This is a genomic window from Burkholderia sp. AW49-1, assembly GCF_053427845.1.
The window spans coordinates 20,143-36,095 of sequence record NZ_JBSAXF010000037.1 but is presented as its reverse complement, the minus strand read 5'-3'; the positions used below and the strand labels follow the sequence as shown (position 1 = coordinate 36,095).

Here is a 15,953-nt window from a genome sequence, read left to right as displayed (position 1 = left end):
CGTGCAACAAGGTCAGAAAGCGATGCCGAGCGTCAGGTACGGGCGCACGCTGTGGTTGCGCAGTCCGTACGCGACGTCGACGTTGATCGGGCCGACGGGGCTGCGCCAGCGCGCGCCGATGCCGACGCCTGGGTAGAATACCTTCTCGCCCCACGCATCGGTCGCGGTGCCGATGTCGAAGAAGGTCGCGGCGCCCCAGTCGCGGTTGAACCAGTGCTGGTATTCGGCGGTGCCCGTCATCAGGTACTTGGTCGGCAACACGGAGCCGGCGACGCTGTTGCCGATGCTCTGGTAACCGTAACCGCGCACCGAGTTCGAGCCGCCCGCGCGAAACAGCAGCGACGCCGGCACACCGGCCGAGCTGCCGCTCGTGAACACGCCGCCGAGCTCCGCGCGGAACACGAACAGGTCGCGCTTGCCGATCGGCACGTACTGCTGGCCGCGCGCGTAACCGCGGATGAAGGTCTGGTCGGTCGCCACGCCCTTGATCGCGAAACCGGCCTCCGCGTGGATCAGGTTGCCCGAGCGCGGGAACAACGGATCGTCGACGTTGCGGCGCGTCCATGCCCACTGCGGCACCAGCGCCCGGCTGGTGGTCGGGCCGGCGCCGTTCTGGTCGAGCCGGTCCTGGTAGAACATCAGCGAATACGCGTAGTCGATGAACTGACCGGTGCGGGTGCGCTGCGCGCCGATCCGCGTGCTGTAGATCCGCGTGTCGGACACGTTGGTGTTCGTGTACGACGCGAGCACGCTGTTGGTCCAGCCTTTCTCGCCAGGCGGCATCGACAGCTGGACCTGACCATACTGCTGGATCTGGTCGAGCCGGCCCGATACGGTGAGCGGCCACGCGGCGCCGAACGTGTCGAGATACGTGTAGGAGCCCTGCACATGCGGGCCCGTATCGGTCGCGTAGCCGACGCCGCCGCGAATGTTGTTGTACGGAAACTCGCTGACCTTCACGTGCACGGGCGTGCGCTCGGGCTTCGCCGTATCGTCGCCGACGTCGATCGCGACGCTCGCGTAGTACGGCGTGTTCTGCAGCTGCCGCTGCAGCTCGGTGATCCGCTGCACGTCGTAGATCTCGCCTTCCGACAACGGATTGACGTTCGTGACGATTTTTTCCGGATAGCGGCGCACGCCGTCGACGTCGACCTTGCCGATCGTAAAAGTCGGGCCGCTGTCGAACGTGACGGCCAGCGTCGCGCGCTGCGTGCGCGGATCGACGCGCGCTTCCGACGACGCGATCTTCGCGCCCAGGTAGCGGCGCGACTGCAGTTGCTTGAGCGCCGCGCCCTTCGCGCCGTCCCAGTCGGACTGCGTGAACGGGTCGCCCGGCTTCAGCGAGAACGCGAAGCGGGTCGCGGCCTCCTGCTTCGGATCCTCGGTGTCGACGGGGCCCTTGAACGTCAGGTCGACCGTCGACACGACGGTCTGCGGCCCCGGATCGACCGCGATGCGCACGTCGCGCTTGCCGTCGCGCATACGCACGTCGGTGCGCACGACCGGCGAGAAATAACCGGCTGTCGCGGTCAGGTCGCGCACCTGCTGCGGCGTGGCGGTCACGAGGAAGTCGAACTGGTCGTCGCTGATGTCGTCGCGCTTGGCGAAGCGCGCGATGTCGAGATGCGACTTGAGCAGCTTGCGGACCGAGCGCGGCGCGTCGATCTCGACATCGTACTTCGCGTGGGCCGGTAACGCGAAGAATGCGGCGAGGCAGCCCACGAGGACGCGCGCAGCCCAGGCTGCGCCGTGTTTCGTTGTAAGTTCGCCGGCCACGCCGAATTTGACCTCGTAATCACCCACTGATGGAAATGAAACGCAATGCGGACTTGCTACACACGCGCTGCGTGAAAAGTTGCTTGCGACCACGCGATCCAGAACGAAACGGCCAATCCTACAAAATTGACCCGGACATCCTCACGATGAGCCTGCTTCGTTTTCACCACAGCGATTGATGCGGTAACCAGCCTGTCCTCGTAGTCGACGGGGGAGGTAGTTGCTCGAAGCATGCAGGCGTTGCCGAATAGGCGGATGCCTACGCTCTTCGATCAGAGCGTCGTTGGGCCGATGCCGATACCGGAGCGTTTGCGATTGAATTAGGGGCCGCTTTCGCCAGCGACTCGGCAAGTTACGGGTTCGTGCGTCTGCCCAAACTTGAGGTCGGTTTATGAACTTCCGATGGGCTTTACTTTAAGGAATTACAGCCGCTAGCGCTTTAGGGCGAATTTGAAATTGAGTAGGACCGGTCCCAAAAAACGTTCCGACCGCCGCCTGCCGACCGGCGTGTTGATCCTCCTGCTCATGAAAGTCGGCGTTGCAGGGCTCGGCACGCGCCATCGATCGGTATGAATTGGATCCGGATCGGACTGCAAAGCATCGCGATCAGAGCCGCGTGATTAATACTGACAGCATTCGCACGTCAAACAGGGACGCCAAACGAGCAGAAGCCCGGGGGGCATGCTCGCATCGACGATGATCGATCGGTGGGCCACCGCGCGGCGATTGCAGAACTGCGTGCATGTTGGTGTGAATGGACGGATGGCTGACGCCGCCCCTGCCTTTTGGCAAGGCGGGGCGGCGCCGTGGCGAATGTGCGCTGATCTATTTGAAAACAGGACCAGCATTTTCCCCCTGTCGCGAACAACCTCGAACAAGCTCTTGTACTGCAAAATCGTCCCGGACTCCTCCCAAGCTATTCAATATGCACATATGGAAGGCCTTGTCACGAGGTAGCATCATTTGCCAGTTTCGATGGAGCTGGTCACACGAGTTGCGCATGATACTAGCAGTAGACGAATTTTGACTTCCTCGCAAGGCTGTAAGGACGCATTGGTTGTAATTCGCATCCTCGTTGAAGGCTGACGCCGGAAAATTGGTGAATAATAATATGGCCGGCAGTGTTCTTGAAAGAATCGATGTCTTATTCATTAAGGTCGTGTTTTTGATTTGACGGCAGAGGCCGATTCTGCAGTCGACAATTGCCAAAAAATATTGTCGATGCTGTTTTTGCCTGAAGCAGGATCATGGTACGCACGAAGCGCCTCATTTCCGAAGCGTCGACTCCCGATTCGTGCGGAATTTGAGATGCTGCTCCACGGATGGATGCGTCGTGGTCAAGCATGACGCATTCAAGAAACTGGTGTTCACGCCATTGACCGGCGATTGATTTAAGGTGCATCGTCCGTGCTGTCGACAACGAGCGTGCTTCCGTATCGATCCGTCAATTTAAATGGGGTGCATTGGAGGTAGTTGTACTGCCTCACGCAGACTCGAGCTACGCGGGAATTTTTCGGACTGGTCAAATTTATTTTCTCTGCGTGATTGTGTACTATCGGTGATATTGGTGACATTTGTTTAAATATGGTGGATCACTGCGGTGATTGTTGAAATTTGATAATTAATTGATTTAAATACTGCGTGTAATGTAAGTCTTCCTCCGGGTGGCGGTGTCTTTGGGGTTTTCCGAGCGGCCATCTTCGAATCTCATCTCAATAATCACGTCGTCCTGGGAATTCTTTGATGGTTTGGGGGCGTGCGTCGTCTGTAGCGGGTGCTATCGAATTGCCGCTCGCTGGGACTGCGATCGAGTAGTCGTGTGCGTAGATGTTGCGTGCGTCATTCGATGCGGAGCAGTAATGGGTCACTGAATTGCATATAGAGGTCGCTCCATGCGCGTCGAACGAGTTGAATACAGCTTGACTACAATCGCGACGACTTTCGCTTGCCGGGCCGCGTGCTGGAAAAATGCAACGGCGCTGCAGCTGCACATGTCGAAAATTGGCGTCACTTCGTTCCAGCCGCAAACCGTAATGGTGTGCACCGCACTGCCTGGCGCCACCGGTGAGATCTCCGCTGCGCAGTCGCTTGCCTCATCAGACGCTGCTGCCGACTCCGTGCCTGTACTGTCCGTGGCGTTGGCGGCGCTCGAAGCGCTTCGGGCGCGATAGCGGGGGGCGGGCAACATGGCAAGGTTCTTTATCGATCGCCCCGTGTTCGCGTGGGTGCTCGCGATTGTCGTGATGCTGGCCGGCGTGGCGTCAATCTTCACGCTGCCGGTCGCGCAGTATCCGACCATTGCGCCGCCGGCGATCCAGATCACCGCGAATTACCCGGGCGCCTCTGCGAAGACGCTGGAAGACACCGTGACACAGGTGATCGAGCAGCAGATGAGTGGCCTCGACAACTTCCTGTACATGGCGTCGACGAGTGACGATTCAGGCACGGCGACGATCACGCTGACGTTCGCGCCAGGCACCAGCGCCGATGTCGCACAGGTACAGGTTCAGAACAAGCTGTCGCTCGCAACCCCCAATCTGCCGCAGATCGTTCAGCAGCTCGGGATACGTGTCACGAAATCCAGCGGCAGTTACCTGTTGTGGATCGCCTTCACGTCCCAGGACGGCAGCCTGTCGAAGGACGATCTGACGAACTATGTCGCATCGCATGTGCTCGATCCGGTCACCCGCGTCGATGGCGTGGGCCAGACGCTGTTGCTGGGCTCGCAGTATGCAATGCGCGTTTGGCTCGATCCGGCGCGGCTGACGAGCCTTGGCCTCACGCCGATCGATGTCACGGCGGCAATCCGCTCGCAAAACGTGCAGGTTGCGGGCGGCCAGCTGGGCGGGGCGCCGGCCGTACCCGGTACCGCCTTGCAGGCGACAGTCACTGCGGCCGCGCTGCTGCGCACGCCGGAGCAGTTCGGCAACATCCTCCTGAAGGTGAACCAGGACGGTTCCCGGGTACGACTGAAGGATGTCGCCAGGGTATCGCTGGGCGCGGAAAACTATCTTTTCGACACGAAGTACATGGGCAAGCCCAGTGCAACGCTGGGCATTCAGTTGGCATCGGGTGCCAATGCGCTCGCGACGGTGGATGCCATTCAGGCAAAATTGAACGAGTTGTCGCAGTTCTTTCCACCCGGCCTGGTCGTAAATTACCAGTACGACACGTCACCATTCGTGCGCACGTCGATCGAAGGTGTCGTCAAGACGCTGCTCGAAGGAATCGTGCTCGTTTTCCTCGTGATGTACCTGTTCCTGCAGAACCTGCGGGCGACGATCGTCCCGACGATCGCGGTACCGGTCGTGCTGCTCGGCACGATCGCGATCATGTCGCTGATGGGATTCTCGATCAACACGCTGTCGATGTTCGGCCTCGTGCTCGCGATCGGCCTGCTGGTTGACGACGCGATTCTGGTTGTCGAGAACGTCGAGCGCGTGATGGCGGAAGAAGGCCTGTCGGCTAGGGAGGCGACCAGAAAGGCGATGAGCCAGCTCACCGGCGCGCTGATCGGCACCTCGCTGGTGCTGTCGGCGGTGTTCGTGCCGGTGGCATTTTTGGGTGGCTCCGTCGGGGTGATTTACCGCCAGTTCGCGCTGACGATCGTGTCGGCGATGGTGCTGTCGGTGCTCGTCGCGCTGATCCTGACGCCGGCATTGTGCGCGACGATCCTAAAGCCGAGCCCACCGGGGCAGCGTAATGGTTTCTTCGGCTGGTTCAACCGCACCTTCGATCAGGGCCGCGATAAGTACGAGGGCGGCGTGCGCCATGTGATCAGGCGCTCGGGCCGCTGGCTCGTTATCTATCTCGCCGTGATCGTCGCGGTCGGCCTACTGTTCGCGCGCTTGCCGAAATCGTTCCTGCCCGACGAAGATCAGGGCTACATGATCGCGATCGTGCAAACGCCATCCGGTTCGACGCAGGAAACCACGGCACGGACACTCGCGCATGTGAGCGACTATCTGCTGAACAATGAGCAGGACATCGTCGAGTCGACGTTGACCATCAACGGCTTTAGTGCCGCCGGCCGAGGCCAGAATGCAGGCACCGTATTCGTCAGGCTGAAGCCGTTCGCGCAGCGGCAGCGCCCGGATCAGACGGTCCAGGCACTCCAGCGGCGTACAGCGGCGCATTACGCGTCGTACAAGGACGCGACGGTGATCCCGGTCAACCCGCCTGCAATCCGTGAACTGGGGAATGCATCCGGTTTCGCGTTCGAGCTGATGGACAACGCGGGGCTTGGGCGCGATGCGTTGATCACGGCACGCGACCGGCTGCTTGACATGGCATCAAAGGATCCGTCGCTTGAGCGGGTTCGTCCGAATGGACTGAACGATACCGTGCGCTACCAGATCGACGTCGATCGTGAGAAAGCCGAAGCGATGGGAGTCAGTACCTCGTCAATCGACCAGACCTTCTCGATCGCATGGGCCTCGCAGTATGTCAACATCTTCCTCGATGCAGACGGCCGGATCAAGAAGGTGTACGTGCAAGCTGACGCGCCGTTCCGGATGAGGCCGGAAGACCTCGGCCACTGGTACGTGCGTAACGAATCGGGCGGGATGGTGCCGTTCAGTTCGTTCGCGACCGGGCACTGGACGTACGGCGCCTCGAAGCTCGAGCGCTATAACGGAGTGTCGTCGGTCGAGATTCTCGGTCAGGCGTCGGCGGGAATGAGCTCCGGCCAGGCGATGGCGGCGATGGAAGAGCTCGCGAAGCACTTGCCGCAGGGCATCGGCCATGCGTGGACAGGCCTGTCGTTCCAGGAAAGCCAGTCGGGCTCGCTGGCGCCGATCCTGTACGCGATCTCGATCCTCGTCGTGTTCCTGTGTCTTGCGGCGCTGTACGAAAGCTGGTCGATCCCGTTCTCGGTGCTCATGGTCGTGCCGCTCGGCGTCGTCGGCGCGCTGCTCGCGGTGACGCTGCGCGGTCTCGACAACGACGTGTACTTCCAGGTCGGCTTGCTGACCACCGTGGGTTTGTCGGCGAAGAACGCGATCCTGATCGTTGAGTTCGCGCGCGAACTGCAGTTGACGCAGAAGATGCGGCCGATCGACGCTGCGCTGGAGGCCGCACGCCAGCGGTTACGTCCGATCCTGATGACGTCGCTCACGTTCATCCTCGGTGTGCTGCCGCTCGCGCTCGGCGATGGCGCGGGTTCGGCTAGCCAACGTGCGATCGGCACCGGCGTGATCGGCGGGATGATCACGGCGACATTCCTTGCCATTTTCATGATCCCGATGTTCTACGTGAAAGTCCGCGGGATATTTGCTGGCGAGCGGCACAGTGCCGACGACGTGTTGAGTTGTACCCCGGTTCTTTCGCGAGGGGATGGTGGATCCGGAGACGACAGAGAGAACGAAGCGAGGCAGAGCAGATGAAAAACCGCTATATCGAACGTGATTGAGGCCCGGGACGGCGTTCGCCGAATCGGATGAAGGAAGGCGAGGCGTAACGGACGGACGCATATCGGGTTCGTACTCTTCTCATAGCTTGCGTCGGTCTGTCCCATTGCCCGCGTATATCGATGGCCTTAGTCTCGGTGTGCAGGCCCCTATGTTCGCTGTTGGGCATTTTGTATCGGGGTGTCGATCCATGTCGCTTGTGATTCTATCATCATGAATATTGCCGTAGTGACAAGCAGTACGCATCTGTTCGACACGATTCGCGAGAGCTTCGTGGGTGACGCAGTCTCCTGCATGAAATTCGACGATCAGTTAGGGTTGGCACGGGCCGTGGGGCGTGTCGATTTTTCCGTCGTTTTTGTCGATGCACGAGGCGGTACCGATTCATGCACGTTATTGCTTCCCTACTTGATGTCTCGATTGGGGGCCAAAGTGCCGGTGATCGTATTGAATGTGCAACGCGATCAGGCGAGCATTGTCGATGCTTTCGAGGCCGGTGCCGACGATGTCGTGCTGGCGCCAGCCTCCGCAGGCGAACTCCATGCGAGAGCAGTGAAGGCATTGCGCGGCGCGTGTGCCGCATCCGAGTGGCCGGGAAAAAACGATTCGATCGAGTTGGGACATTACCGGGTCGACAGGAAATCGAGATCGGTCGTGGTGGCAAACCGGTGTGTCGGTTTGACCGAAAAGGAACTGGAAATCGTCTGGTTCCTGTTCCTGCATAAGAATGAGGAGGTCACTCGGAAGCAGATCGCCATGATGGTATGGGGAACATCGGAAGACATCGCGGGGCGCTCGCTCGAGCAATATATTTACCGGCTGCGCGGCAAGCTCGAATTGAACGGTGCCTTCGGTGTCCGATTGCAGACGTTGTATGGGCGCGGATACCGGATTTTTGAGGTCGACGGCGATGCGCGATACGGCGACAACGGTCGTGCGCTATCGAGCAGGGCGGCGTGAACGACACGTCGGCCTGTCCCGGTTCCGCATCGCCGCACGCTACTGGCCACGGCGATGCGGGGTGACGCAATCCACGTCTCTACGCCGGAATTGTGTATGCCGTTGCTAGCTCGACCGTGGCTGAAGTCGATGGTGTTGATCGCAGGCTCAGGCGTGCCTTGTAGTTCCGGGCGAGCGTTTCCAGCGCGGCGTTATATTCGTCACGCGTCGTGGCGGAAGTTAGCCGGTCTTCGACCAGATTCAGGAGCGCATGATTGCCGGCGGATTGCCCCAACTTGAAGCGCGCTGGGTAAACGATGTCGCGAATCGCGTTATGGGCGGCGTTGACTACGTCCTGCTGCTCGCTCAGGACATTCAGCGCCTGGAGCACCGGGGAATCCGTACGGGCATGGCGCATTACGTCGACGCAGCGGGCCAGCGCTTTCGGTTGACGTGGATCGAGAATCTGGCGCGCGACATGGTCCAGCTTGACCGAGTCACGGTGGCATAGCCGATCGAGCGGACAGACCAACTGCGCGAGACTGTCGGGGGTGACATTGTCCTGCGCACGAAGAACTGTCGACAGCCTGTCGATCGCGTTCCGGGCTTCGGTTCGAAATGCGTACGAGGTGGCCGTCAAATCGGGATGAGCGGCCCGCAATGCGTCGAACTGCGCGTCGTCCAGTGCAAGCAGAGCGGACTCCGTCGACGGGAGTTCGATCGAAATTTGCTTCTCGCGGCGCACAGCAAGATGATTTTCGACTACCTGCTTCAGGTCGCGCTGCAATGCAAGCTTGTCGTCGAGCGACATGCCGAAGTTTAGTGTACCGCTCAGGAGTCCGGAGAAATCACCTCGTTCGTTCTTCAAAGGCACCTGAACAACGTCTTCTTTCATCTTCCAGAGCGCCTGCGTTTGCAGTGCATGTCGGGCGCCTACCGGTGCGCCTACAAACGAGTCCTTGAGCGCGCCCAATACGCCTTGGCCGGGCGACGAATTTTTTTTCAAGACATTCGTGAACGTCAGGACGAGGCTGTTCGGATTGGGCAACATCTGGCTAACCGATTTCGGTTCGAATATTTCGGGAGCGGGAACGTTGAGCATGACGCCGCCGTCCTGAAAGCGTGCAGTCCCAAACGGCGTGGTCTCCTCAGGCTGTGCAAAGACGAACGGGAAAGCCCCGGAGATGCAGGCGGCGCGAGCAATGCTCAGGTCCGGCGTCGTCTCGGCACTGAATACCATCAGCTGCGGACACTGAGATTCCATCAGGGTTCCCGTACACTGCAAGTTCTTGATTGCCGGAATACATTGGCTTAAACGACGAAGATCGCCGAAGGTCACGTCGCCGCCGGCTTCTAGCTTGTGTCGTATCTCGTCGATCACGGGGCGATGATCTGTGATCGCCGGATGAGTGGCAATGTGCTTCAGAACGCTCGCACGAGTCTCGTCTTTCAGGAGCTTCTCGAGCGCAGGCGCCTCGGTTCGCATATTGGAAAGAAGGGCTAGGCTGGAGCCGATGTTCCTGGCGAAAGGCACATGCCGGCCGATCTTGGCGAAAGCCTCTTTCAGCGTGTCTTCGTAGAAATGACGAATGACCTGAAGCTGAGGTGACCCGACGCGGTCACGGACCAGGTCGAGGAAATCCATCCGGTTGGACAGATCCTTGAACTCGCTGCCCGAGACGCCGGATGCGATCAGCGCGGCCGTGATTGCACCGGCGGAAGAACCTGCTATGCCCTTGATGGCGGGCATGACGCCCCCTTCTTCCAGCGCGAGTACCGCGCCTGGATACGCGGCGCCTTTTGCTCCACCGCCGCTCAGGACCAGTTGCTCGATCGGAGGATATTTCATCGTGATCCGCGTTTTGCCGTCGGGGTGTTGCTCGAGCGTGAGTTCCCGCGGGCCGACCGCGCGTGCCAGCACATGAGGCGTAGCACTCGGCGTTAGGACCGGCGTGCGACCGCTTTCGACCAGCGCTCGGGAAATCGTGCGCACGGACTTCAGTCCGTCCAGCAACGCATGAGCGCTCGGTTTGACAGATGGGTGTTTGTTTACATTGCCCGCTGGATTATCCGCGGATTGCCGGTGAACTTCCGGTCCGGCGACGTTCGGATGCGACAATGTACTGATCGTGTGCATGTACAACCTCGCGTAGTGTTAGCTCGATTCGTGTATCCGCGCTGGCGACAGCGTGAGCGACGGATCACGCTCTCAACCAAAGATGATCGCCTGTCAGGATGCCTTTGAACATTTCATCACTGGATTCGATCACGTTTTGTCGCCAATACCGCCCGTGTTCGGCATAGTGGGACAGTAGGTCCGCCAGAACCGCACCATCGAGATCGGGCGTCATCGGTACGCGCACGATCAGGACAATGCCGCCGGTGTCAGTATCGATACCAAGCTGGGCCTGATCCTGTGCGTAGATGATCAGGTTGGCTTCGAGCATGAGGCGGAAGATGGTCAAAGTGCGGCCGGCGGTGACGGTTCCGAAGTGGAAACTCAAATAGATTGAATGGGAATCCGTCTCCAACCGATCGAAAAGAATCTCGAATCCCTCGACCTCGATTGCCCTCGTTTGCAGAACGTGGTCCGGGTCGCCTAGCCCTACGGTCGAACACAGGTCATAAATGAGGGAGTTGAAGGCGTCGTGGCTCAATTTTTTACTGGCTAAGGCCGCGGAAATGCTGGCCACCAACGCTTGCGCGTGGTGGCCATCAGCTATGAATGGAATGACGTCGTCAGACGGATCCCTTCAATGAAATGGAGAGTTGCGGACCGAACTTCTGAAACGAGTCGTTATAGGATTGACTGACTGCGTTTCCTGCCGTCTTGACTGGTTCGGAGTTCGTGTTCTTGTCCAGAATATTCCCGAGAAGCTGGAGGCCGCCTTTAAGCAACGACGAGCCTTCCTTGACGATTGTTTTAATGAGATCTGCGACGGACGGTACCGCGCCCGCCACTGCGGATACTGCTCCTGCCACTGCCGGGATTGCTGCGAGTGCTCCGATCATAATACACTCCATTAAGTATTTCGAGATGTTTGTATCGCGAAAATGTGTGCTGATAAGTAATTGAGCGTGTAGAATTGGTAATTTACTGTCGACCTGCGGCATCCTTCATGTTTTGCGCGCAAGTTTTCATAAATGTGCATTGGGCCGCGACCCGCATTTGTTGCATATTCAGCAGGGCAAGATGTTTTTGCTCGGCAATTGCATCTTTGTGTTCTTTGTCGAAATCGAAATCAGTATTGCTGTCGATTTTCTGGGTGCTGGAGGTGTTGTTGATTTTGGACATATTTGCAAAGGGATTGTTAAAGATAGAACCGATGATGCTCGCCACATTTAGCATAAAGCCTCCTTTGATTGACAAGAACCACTGCCACCTGCCCATTCGGTCTCGTTCCCGATGGACGAGGTCAGCTCGTTGCCCGGCATGCAGTGATGATGCATGGCTGGCTGCCCGCATTGGATGATCCGGGCGTATTCGTCATGCGCGTACCGCCGCTCCGGTTTCCCGCAAATATCGGACGATCCGATTTGCCGCGATGAAGCCATGGTGAAGGATCGAGAGATTCTGCCGGTCCAGATCGGTTTGAGCGCGTGCGCCGCGGCATTCCTGCGCCGTCGCCTCGAGCGCATTACACAGGAGATCGTCGCGATCGGAGCCGGACGCGTTCTCGAGATAATTCTGCAGGTCGTTGAATTGCGCCGAGACGGCTTCGAGTGGCTCGTACATACAGGCTCCTGATGTCGTGGTTAGCTGCCGGAAGCGTAGATATGCTTTACCCCGTCGGGGGTTTGCGTGTAGCGCACGCCGTTTGCCGAGATCAACTGGGAAACGACTTGACGGACTTCCGGTTTTTGAATCTCCGTGGCGCGGACGAGTATGTCCTTTACATTCGCAGTTAGATCGCTGCGCACCCGCGCGACCGCAGCATCGAGTGCCTTCAGGCTGGCAACGGTTCCGTCAATCTCGAACGTCCCGTTGCCGCGGTAGGCCACGTTGGCGCCGGCGATCCCCAGCGCATCCTGGATGTTCTGGACGTCGTTCTCGGCGACGCTGTATCGACGCTTGACGCGCGACGGCTCGATGTCGGCAAGGGCTTTGCGAACACGTACGTCGTCCGCGTAGTTCGGGACCATGCCGGTGATCGCGATATCGTCGCCCGCGCGCTCGACGGCGAGACCTCGGACGTTGGCATGCGCCACCGCATCGCGGACCCGTGCCGCGAGATCCACGGGGGCGGATGCCTTGGCCGGTTGAGCCGGCCACAATGACAAGGAAGCCAGCAGCGCTACGCAACAGGCGGTGACACCGGCGATCGCCGACCCTCTTCGATAAGGGCGTCGTTCGGCGGGTTGATGCCCATTGTCAGGCTTGACGAACAGGGTCGACAGCAACTCCACATCGCTGGGCCATTCGACATCCGCCGGTCCGACGCACATCACGATATCGCCGAATTGCGCAGGGACGAAGTCGTCGACCGTAACGGGGTCGCCGAGGCCTGCAGCCGATTCGTCCTCCTCGATGCATTCGTTCCTGCGGAGTTGAACGGATTGGTCGTCGACGACGAGTTCGATCGTCGGGGCCGTCCAGTCGGTAATCCGGATGTCGTCATCGCAGCCGGTACCGATCGTGTGGCTGCCGGCTGGTAAATCGAGTTGGGCACCGGAATGAAATCCGGTGATGATGCGCAATGATTTCATTGTGTTTTCGATGATTGTGCGGTGGGTAACTTGATGCCACGTTCCTGACGCGCTGCGTGTTGCGTTCACTGTAGTCAAGCACTGAAAACTTTGTATGCGTCGATGCGCCACTTATTCGAAGAATGCGAACCAATGTGCGAGAAAAACTCCGACCTGGACAGAGCGTGTTCGTGCAAAGGTCACGTATGTCGCAAGCGTTGCGTGGCGTCTTCCAGTGCTGTAGAGCGCGATCGAGCCAGTACAACTGGGCCGACAAGAAGAGAGGGGCGGAGCGGCCCAGTTTTTCGGGCAAACAACCCGACTGGCCGAAGGGGGGGGGCAGGGTCGGGAACACCGGTCGTTCAGGCGCTTGCATTTGGCGAACGCGGACGCGTTACCGACGAGGAGGGCCGTCGTGCGGGGTGGATGGCAATCGTGGAGACCCTTCAGGCGGCGCGTGCCAAGCCGTAACGCCACGCAGCCGCGGTGTCCACCCACACGCATCAAGCGCTTGCCGGATATCGGCGAGCAGGTCGGGCATGTCTTCGAGCCCGATGGACAGGCGCACGAGGCCGGCCGGGATCGCGATGGCGCCGAACGTGTGGTCACCGGCGTCGGCGAACCCGCCATGGCAATAGCGCTACGATTCCAGATTGCCGAAGATTGGGGCCAGCCGAACGAGTGTCAGCGCGTTCACGAAGCGCATCGCGATCGATCGTGAAAATCGATGAACATCAGCCCGGTATTGAGCTGGAGCGAGACACCATTCCGGCGTGCGTGCGGGGTGGCCCAGACCGCGCCCCATGTGATTCCCGGATATTCCCGGGTGAGCATATGGGTGACGGCGAGCGCATTGGCCGCGTGACGTTGGAGCCGTATCGACAGGGTTCACAGGCCGCGGATCGCGTGCCACGAGGAAAACGAATCGAGCGTCAGGCCGTCGATGTCCCGAAGGTCCTTGAACTTGTCGCATAGCTCTGGTCGATTCGTGCAGATCATGCCGCCCACCATGTCGCCGTGCCCGTTGAGGCGCTTGGTCAGCGAATACAGTGTGAGATGGGCGCCGTGGGACAACGGATTCTGACCCAGCGGGGTCAGCACGGTGTTGTCCACGATCAGCAGGCAATTGCGTGACGCGCACCACGCCGCCACGGCGGGGAGGTCCACGTTGCGCAAGGCCGGAGTGGTTGGGGTTTCGATGTAGACGAGCCGCGTGGTGCCATCGTATGCGGCCTCGAGCGACCCGGGCGACGCATCGCGGATCCACGTAATGCGCAGGTCGCGCGACGCGGCTTCACGGGTCAGTTGCTCCCGGGTTTCGTAGAACGTGTGATCGAGCATCATGACCTGGTCGCCGGTGTCCAGCAGCGCGCGAAATACCATCAGGGCTGGCCGTCATCCCGCTGTTGACGGCCAGCCTGTACCGGCATCGCTCCGGCGCGCGGAATTTTGCTTCCAGCACCAGCGTGGTGGGATTCGCATAACGTGGATGGGCGATATTGGGCCCGTGCTCGCCACGTAGCAGCGCTCGCCCGTCCTCGAACGAATCAAACATTCGGCCGCATGTGTGACGAGCGGTGGCACGGGAAACAACGCGGGCTCTTCCTCGTGCGGCCCAGATGAATCGCGCGGCTCGACGGCCCGCGCAGGGCCACGTCGAGCCGAGCGCGGACGTGTCGGAATCGCGATTGGTCATTCAGGTGGCCATTGGCTGAGCGTGACGGTGACAGGGAACCACGTAGCCGCCCAGCGACACGATGGAGAAACGCTCCATTCTAGGCATGGCCGCGCAGACCAGTTCCACACCACATTCGGTTGCATGCAGGGTTCTGAGCCAGACAGGATAGCCGGCGTCGCGACACGCGGTTTGCAGGTGGGTTAGATGGGCATCGAGATCTCGCGGGGCGGGATCGGTCGGTATCGTGATCGATCGGACGCGTGTCGGGTGATCGCATTCGAGCGTCATTTCCATTCAGCGCAGCAGGCTGCGGATATTCCGTCAGGTGCTGTCGACAGCACGCCCAATCGTACGCAACATGTTCGATGTCCGTTCGCGACTGCGTACTGCTGTACGAGTTCCTTGATCGCCCGCGTGGCCGCTATAGACGGAGCAACCGCCACCAATCACGTGTACGCCCGAAATCGAACGGGCCCGACAATAGGCAATAAACACGGGGCAATCGATCTCGCTACCCGCCGCAATCAAATGAACCGGTGCATTGATGACGCGCTCCGCGTCGTCCCATATCGTAGCAAGATCGGGTGCCACGGTGCGACGATCGATCAGGTCGAGCGGACCGTCTCCGACCGATGGAAAAGCGTTTGGGCGATAAAGCGCCCGATACCGTGACGCTCGATGACTTCGCCAATCGCGTGGATGGCCGCTTCAGTGAACCCCATGCCGGCGGCCAGACCGGTGCCGCAGGCATAGCGGCGGACGGCCGTGTAGTCGAGCGCATTGCCCGGTAAAGGACGCGTACTATAGGTGTAATCGATCAGAAACGACGGGTAAATCAGCGGGGTACCATTGATCAGGCCAATATCGGCGAACGGAATGGCGGCGATGCCGGAAGATGCGCGTCCGAGCAACGTCATGGGGAAAACATCGGCCAATGCTCGTTGCGCTCGTAGTTCGTCGTAATCCGCCAGTATCGTGGCCGCTCGCAATCCGATCGGCCCCATCGCATGCTCGTATGCTTCAAATTTGGCGCCGACTCTCACTTCGTCCGGATACCCTTTGCCGCACACCCCACACGTTCGTCGGTGAGGAGATCGGTGAATGCCAGGGTGGTAACCGTGCTGCACAGCGGTTCGCCATATTGATCGAGCCGGGCCGTGATCCCGCGATCGCAAAATGTCGATCAACGGCTGCTTCCGCTTCGGCCGGGGTATGTGAATGTTCCGGTACAGGTAATCTCACGAATGGGATAAGCCGGAGCGGGCGTGTAGCCCCGGGATCGGGTTTGGTCGGATTAGTTATCCTGAATCAGAATGATTCGCCCTTCTGCAGAGAAATCGTCTTGCGACAGGACCCCGTCGCACGACGCTTGCTCGACGGCAGGCGGATGGGAATCATCGAATTCATGGATATACATATAGCACCACTCGCCCATTTGACCACCGGTTCAGATTGATCTGGAGTGT

14 protein-coding genes are annotated in these 15,953 nt (G+C 59.7%); 3 read left to right on the top strand and 11 right to left on the bottom strand.

Features of this window, described 5'->3' with window-relative positions:
• Positions 1-12: 12 nt before the first annotated feature.
• Positions 13-1,776, bottom strand: a complete 1,764-nt coding sequence (locus ACV22W_RS30315) for an autotransporter assembly complex protein TamA (RefSeq protein ID WP_448023093.1) — start codon at positions 1,774-1,776, stop codon at positions 13-15.
• Positions 1,777-2,601: 825 nt separating this feature from the next.
• Positions 2,602-2,928: a VF_A0006 family four-cysteine protein gene (locus ACV22W_RS30310; RefSeq protein WP_448023092.1), complete on the bottom strand. Its 327-nt coding sequence runs from the start codon at positions 2,926-2,928 to the stop codon at positions 2,602-2,604.
• 1,034 nt (positions 2,929-3,962) lie between these two features.
• On the opposite strand from ACV22W_RS30310, the gene ACV22W_RS30305 reads away from it, so the two are divergent.
• Both ACV22W_RS30305 and ACV22W_RS30300 read left to right on the top strand, forming a co-directional pair.
• Positions 3,963-7,160, top strand: coding sequence for an efflux RND transporter permease subunit (locus ACV22W_RS30305; RefSeq protein WP_448023091.1), 3,198 nt, complete (start codon positions 3,963-3,965; stop codon positions 7,158-7,160).
• Positions 7,161-7,397: 237 nt separating this feature from the next.
• Positions 7,398-8,144, top strand: coding sequence for a response regulator transcription factor (locus ACV22W_RS30300; RefSeq protein ID WP_448023090.1), 747 nt, complete (start codon positions 7,398-7,400; stop codon positions 8,142-8,144).
• A gap of 79 nt (positions 8,145-8,223) precedes the next feature.
• Here the strand turns inward: ACV22W_RS30300 and ACV22W_RS30295 are convergent, their stop codons facing one another.
• From ACV22W_RS30295 to ACV22W_RS30270, 6 genes are all read right to left on the bottom strand, one after another.
• On the bottom strand, positions 8,224-10,260 hold the full coding sequence (locus tag ACV22W_RS30295) for a patatin-like phospholipase family protein (RefSeq protein WP_448023089.1): 2,037 nt from the start codon (positions 10,258-10,260) through the stop codon (positions 8,224-8,226).
• Positions 10,261-10,324: 64 nt separating this feature from the next.
• On the bottom strand, positions 10,325-10,780 hold the full coding sequence (locus tag ACV22W_RS30290; RefSeq protein ID WP_448023102.1) for a CesT family type III secretion system chaperone: 456 nt from the start codon (positions 10,778-10,780) through the stop codon (positions 10,325-10,327).
• Between the two features lie 82 nt (positions 10,781-10,862).
• A complete protein-coding gene (locus tag ACV22W_RS30285) occupies positions 10,863-11,135 on the bottom strand; it encodes a hypothetical protein (RefSeq protein ID WP_448023088.1) in 273 nt (90 codons plus the stop codon).
• An 82-nt stretch (positions 11,136-11,217) separates the two neighbouring features.
• Positions 11,218-11,589, bottom strand: coding sequence for a hypothetical protein (locus ACV22W_RS30280; RefSeq protein WP_448023087.1), 372 nt, complete (start codon positions 11,587-11,589; stop codon positions 11,218-11,220).
• A gap of 21 nt (positions 11,590-11,610) precedes the next feature.
• Positions 11,611-11,859: a type III secretion protein gene (locus tag ACV22W_RS30275; RefSeq protein WP_448023086.1), complete on the bottom strand. Its 249-nt coding sequence runs from the start codon at positions 11,857-11,859 to the stop codon at positions 11,611-11,613.
• A 20-nt stretch (positions 11,860-11,879) separates the two neighbouring features.
• On the bottom strand, positions 11,880-12,830 hold the full coding sequence (locus ACV22W_RS30270) for a type III secretion system protein (RefSeq protein ID WP_448023085.1): 951 nt from the start codon (positions 12,828-12,830) through the stop codon (positions 11,880-11,882).
• A gap of 490 nt (positions 12,831-13,320) precedes the next feature.
• Here ACV22W_RS30270 and ACV22W_RS30265 point away from each other — a divergent pair, with 490 nt between their 5' ends.
• Positions 13,321-13,530, top strand: a complete 210-nt coding sequence (locus ACV22W_RS30265) for a hypothetical protein (RefSeq protein ID WP_448023084.1) — start codon at positions 13,321-13,323, stop codon at positions 13,528-13,530.
• Positions 13,531-13,697: 167 nt separating this feature from the next.
• Here the strand turns inward: ACV22W_RS30265 and ACV22W_RS30260 are convergent, their stop codons facing one another.
• The 3 genes from ACV22W_RS30260 to ACV22W_RS30250 all read right to left on the bottom strand — a co-directional run bounded on the left by ACV22W_RS30260 (position 13,698) and on the right by ACV22W_RS30250 (position 15,557).
• On the bottom strand, positions 13,698-14,192 hold the full coding sequence (locus ACV22W_RS30260) for a PLP-dependent transferase (RefSeq protein ID WP_448023083.1): 495 nt from the start codon (positions 14,190-14,192) through the stop codon (positions 13,698-13,700).
• A 313-nt stretch (positions 14,193-14,505) separates the two neighbouring features.
• Positions 14,506-14,781, bottom strand: a complete 276-nt coding sequence (locus tag ACV22W_RS30255; protein WP_448023082.1) for a hypothetical protein — start codon at positions 14,779-14,781, stop codon at positions 14,506-14,508.
• Between the two features lie 311 nt (positions 14,782-15,092).
• Positions 15,093-15,557, bottom strand: coding sequence for a YcaO-like family protein (locus tag ACV22W_RS30250; RefSeq protein ID WP_448023081.1), 465 nt, complete (start codon positions 15,555-15,557; stop codon positions 15,093-15,095).
• Positions 15,558-15,953 lie beyond the last annotated feature (396 nt).

Coding starts and splice junctions, on each gene's coding strand:
- ACV22W_RS30305 (WP_448023091.1), top strand. CDS start 3,963: ATGGCAAGGTTCTTTATCGATCGCCCCGTGTTCGCGTGGGTGCTCGCG.
- ACV22W_RS30275 (WP_448023086.1), bottom strand. CDS start 11,859: ATGTACGAGCCACTCGAAGCCGTCTCGGCGCAATTCAACGACCTGCAG.
- ACV22W_RS30300 (WP_448023090.1), top strand. CDS start 7,398: ATGAATATTGCCGTAGTGACAAGCAGTACGCATCTGTTCGACACGATT.
- ACV22W_RS30255 (WP_448023082.1), bottom strand. CDS start 14,781: ATGGAAATGACGCTCGAATGCGATCACCCGACACGCGTCCGATCGATC.
- ACV22W_RS30295 (WP_448023089.1), bottom strand. CDS start 10,260: ATGCACACGATCAGTACATTGTCGCATCCGAACGTCGCCGGACCGGAA.
- ACV22W_RS30260 (WP_448023083.1), bottom strand. CDS start 14,192: ATGGTATTTCGCGCGCTGCTGGACACCGGCGACCAGGTCATGATGCTC.
- ACV22W_RS30285 (WP_448023088.1), bottom strand. CDS start 11,135: ATGATCGGAGCACTCGCAGCAATCCCGGCAGTGGCAGGAGCAGTATCC.
- ACV22W_RS30270 (WP_448023085.1), bottom strand. CDS start 12,830: ATGAAATCATTGCGCATCATCACCGGATTTCATTCCGGTGCCCAACTC.
- ACV22W_RS30280 (WP_448023087.1), bottom strand. CDS start 11,589: ATGCGGGCAGCCAGCCATGCATCATCACTGCATGCCGGGCAACGAGCT.
- ACV22W_RS30310 (WP_448023092.1), bottom strand. CDS start 2,928: ATGAATAAGACATCGATTCTTTCAAGAACACTGCCGGCCATATTATTA.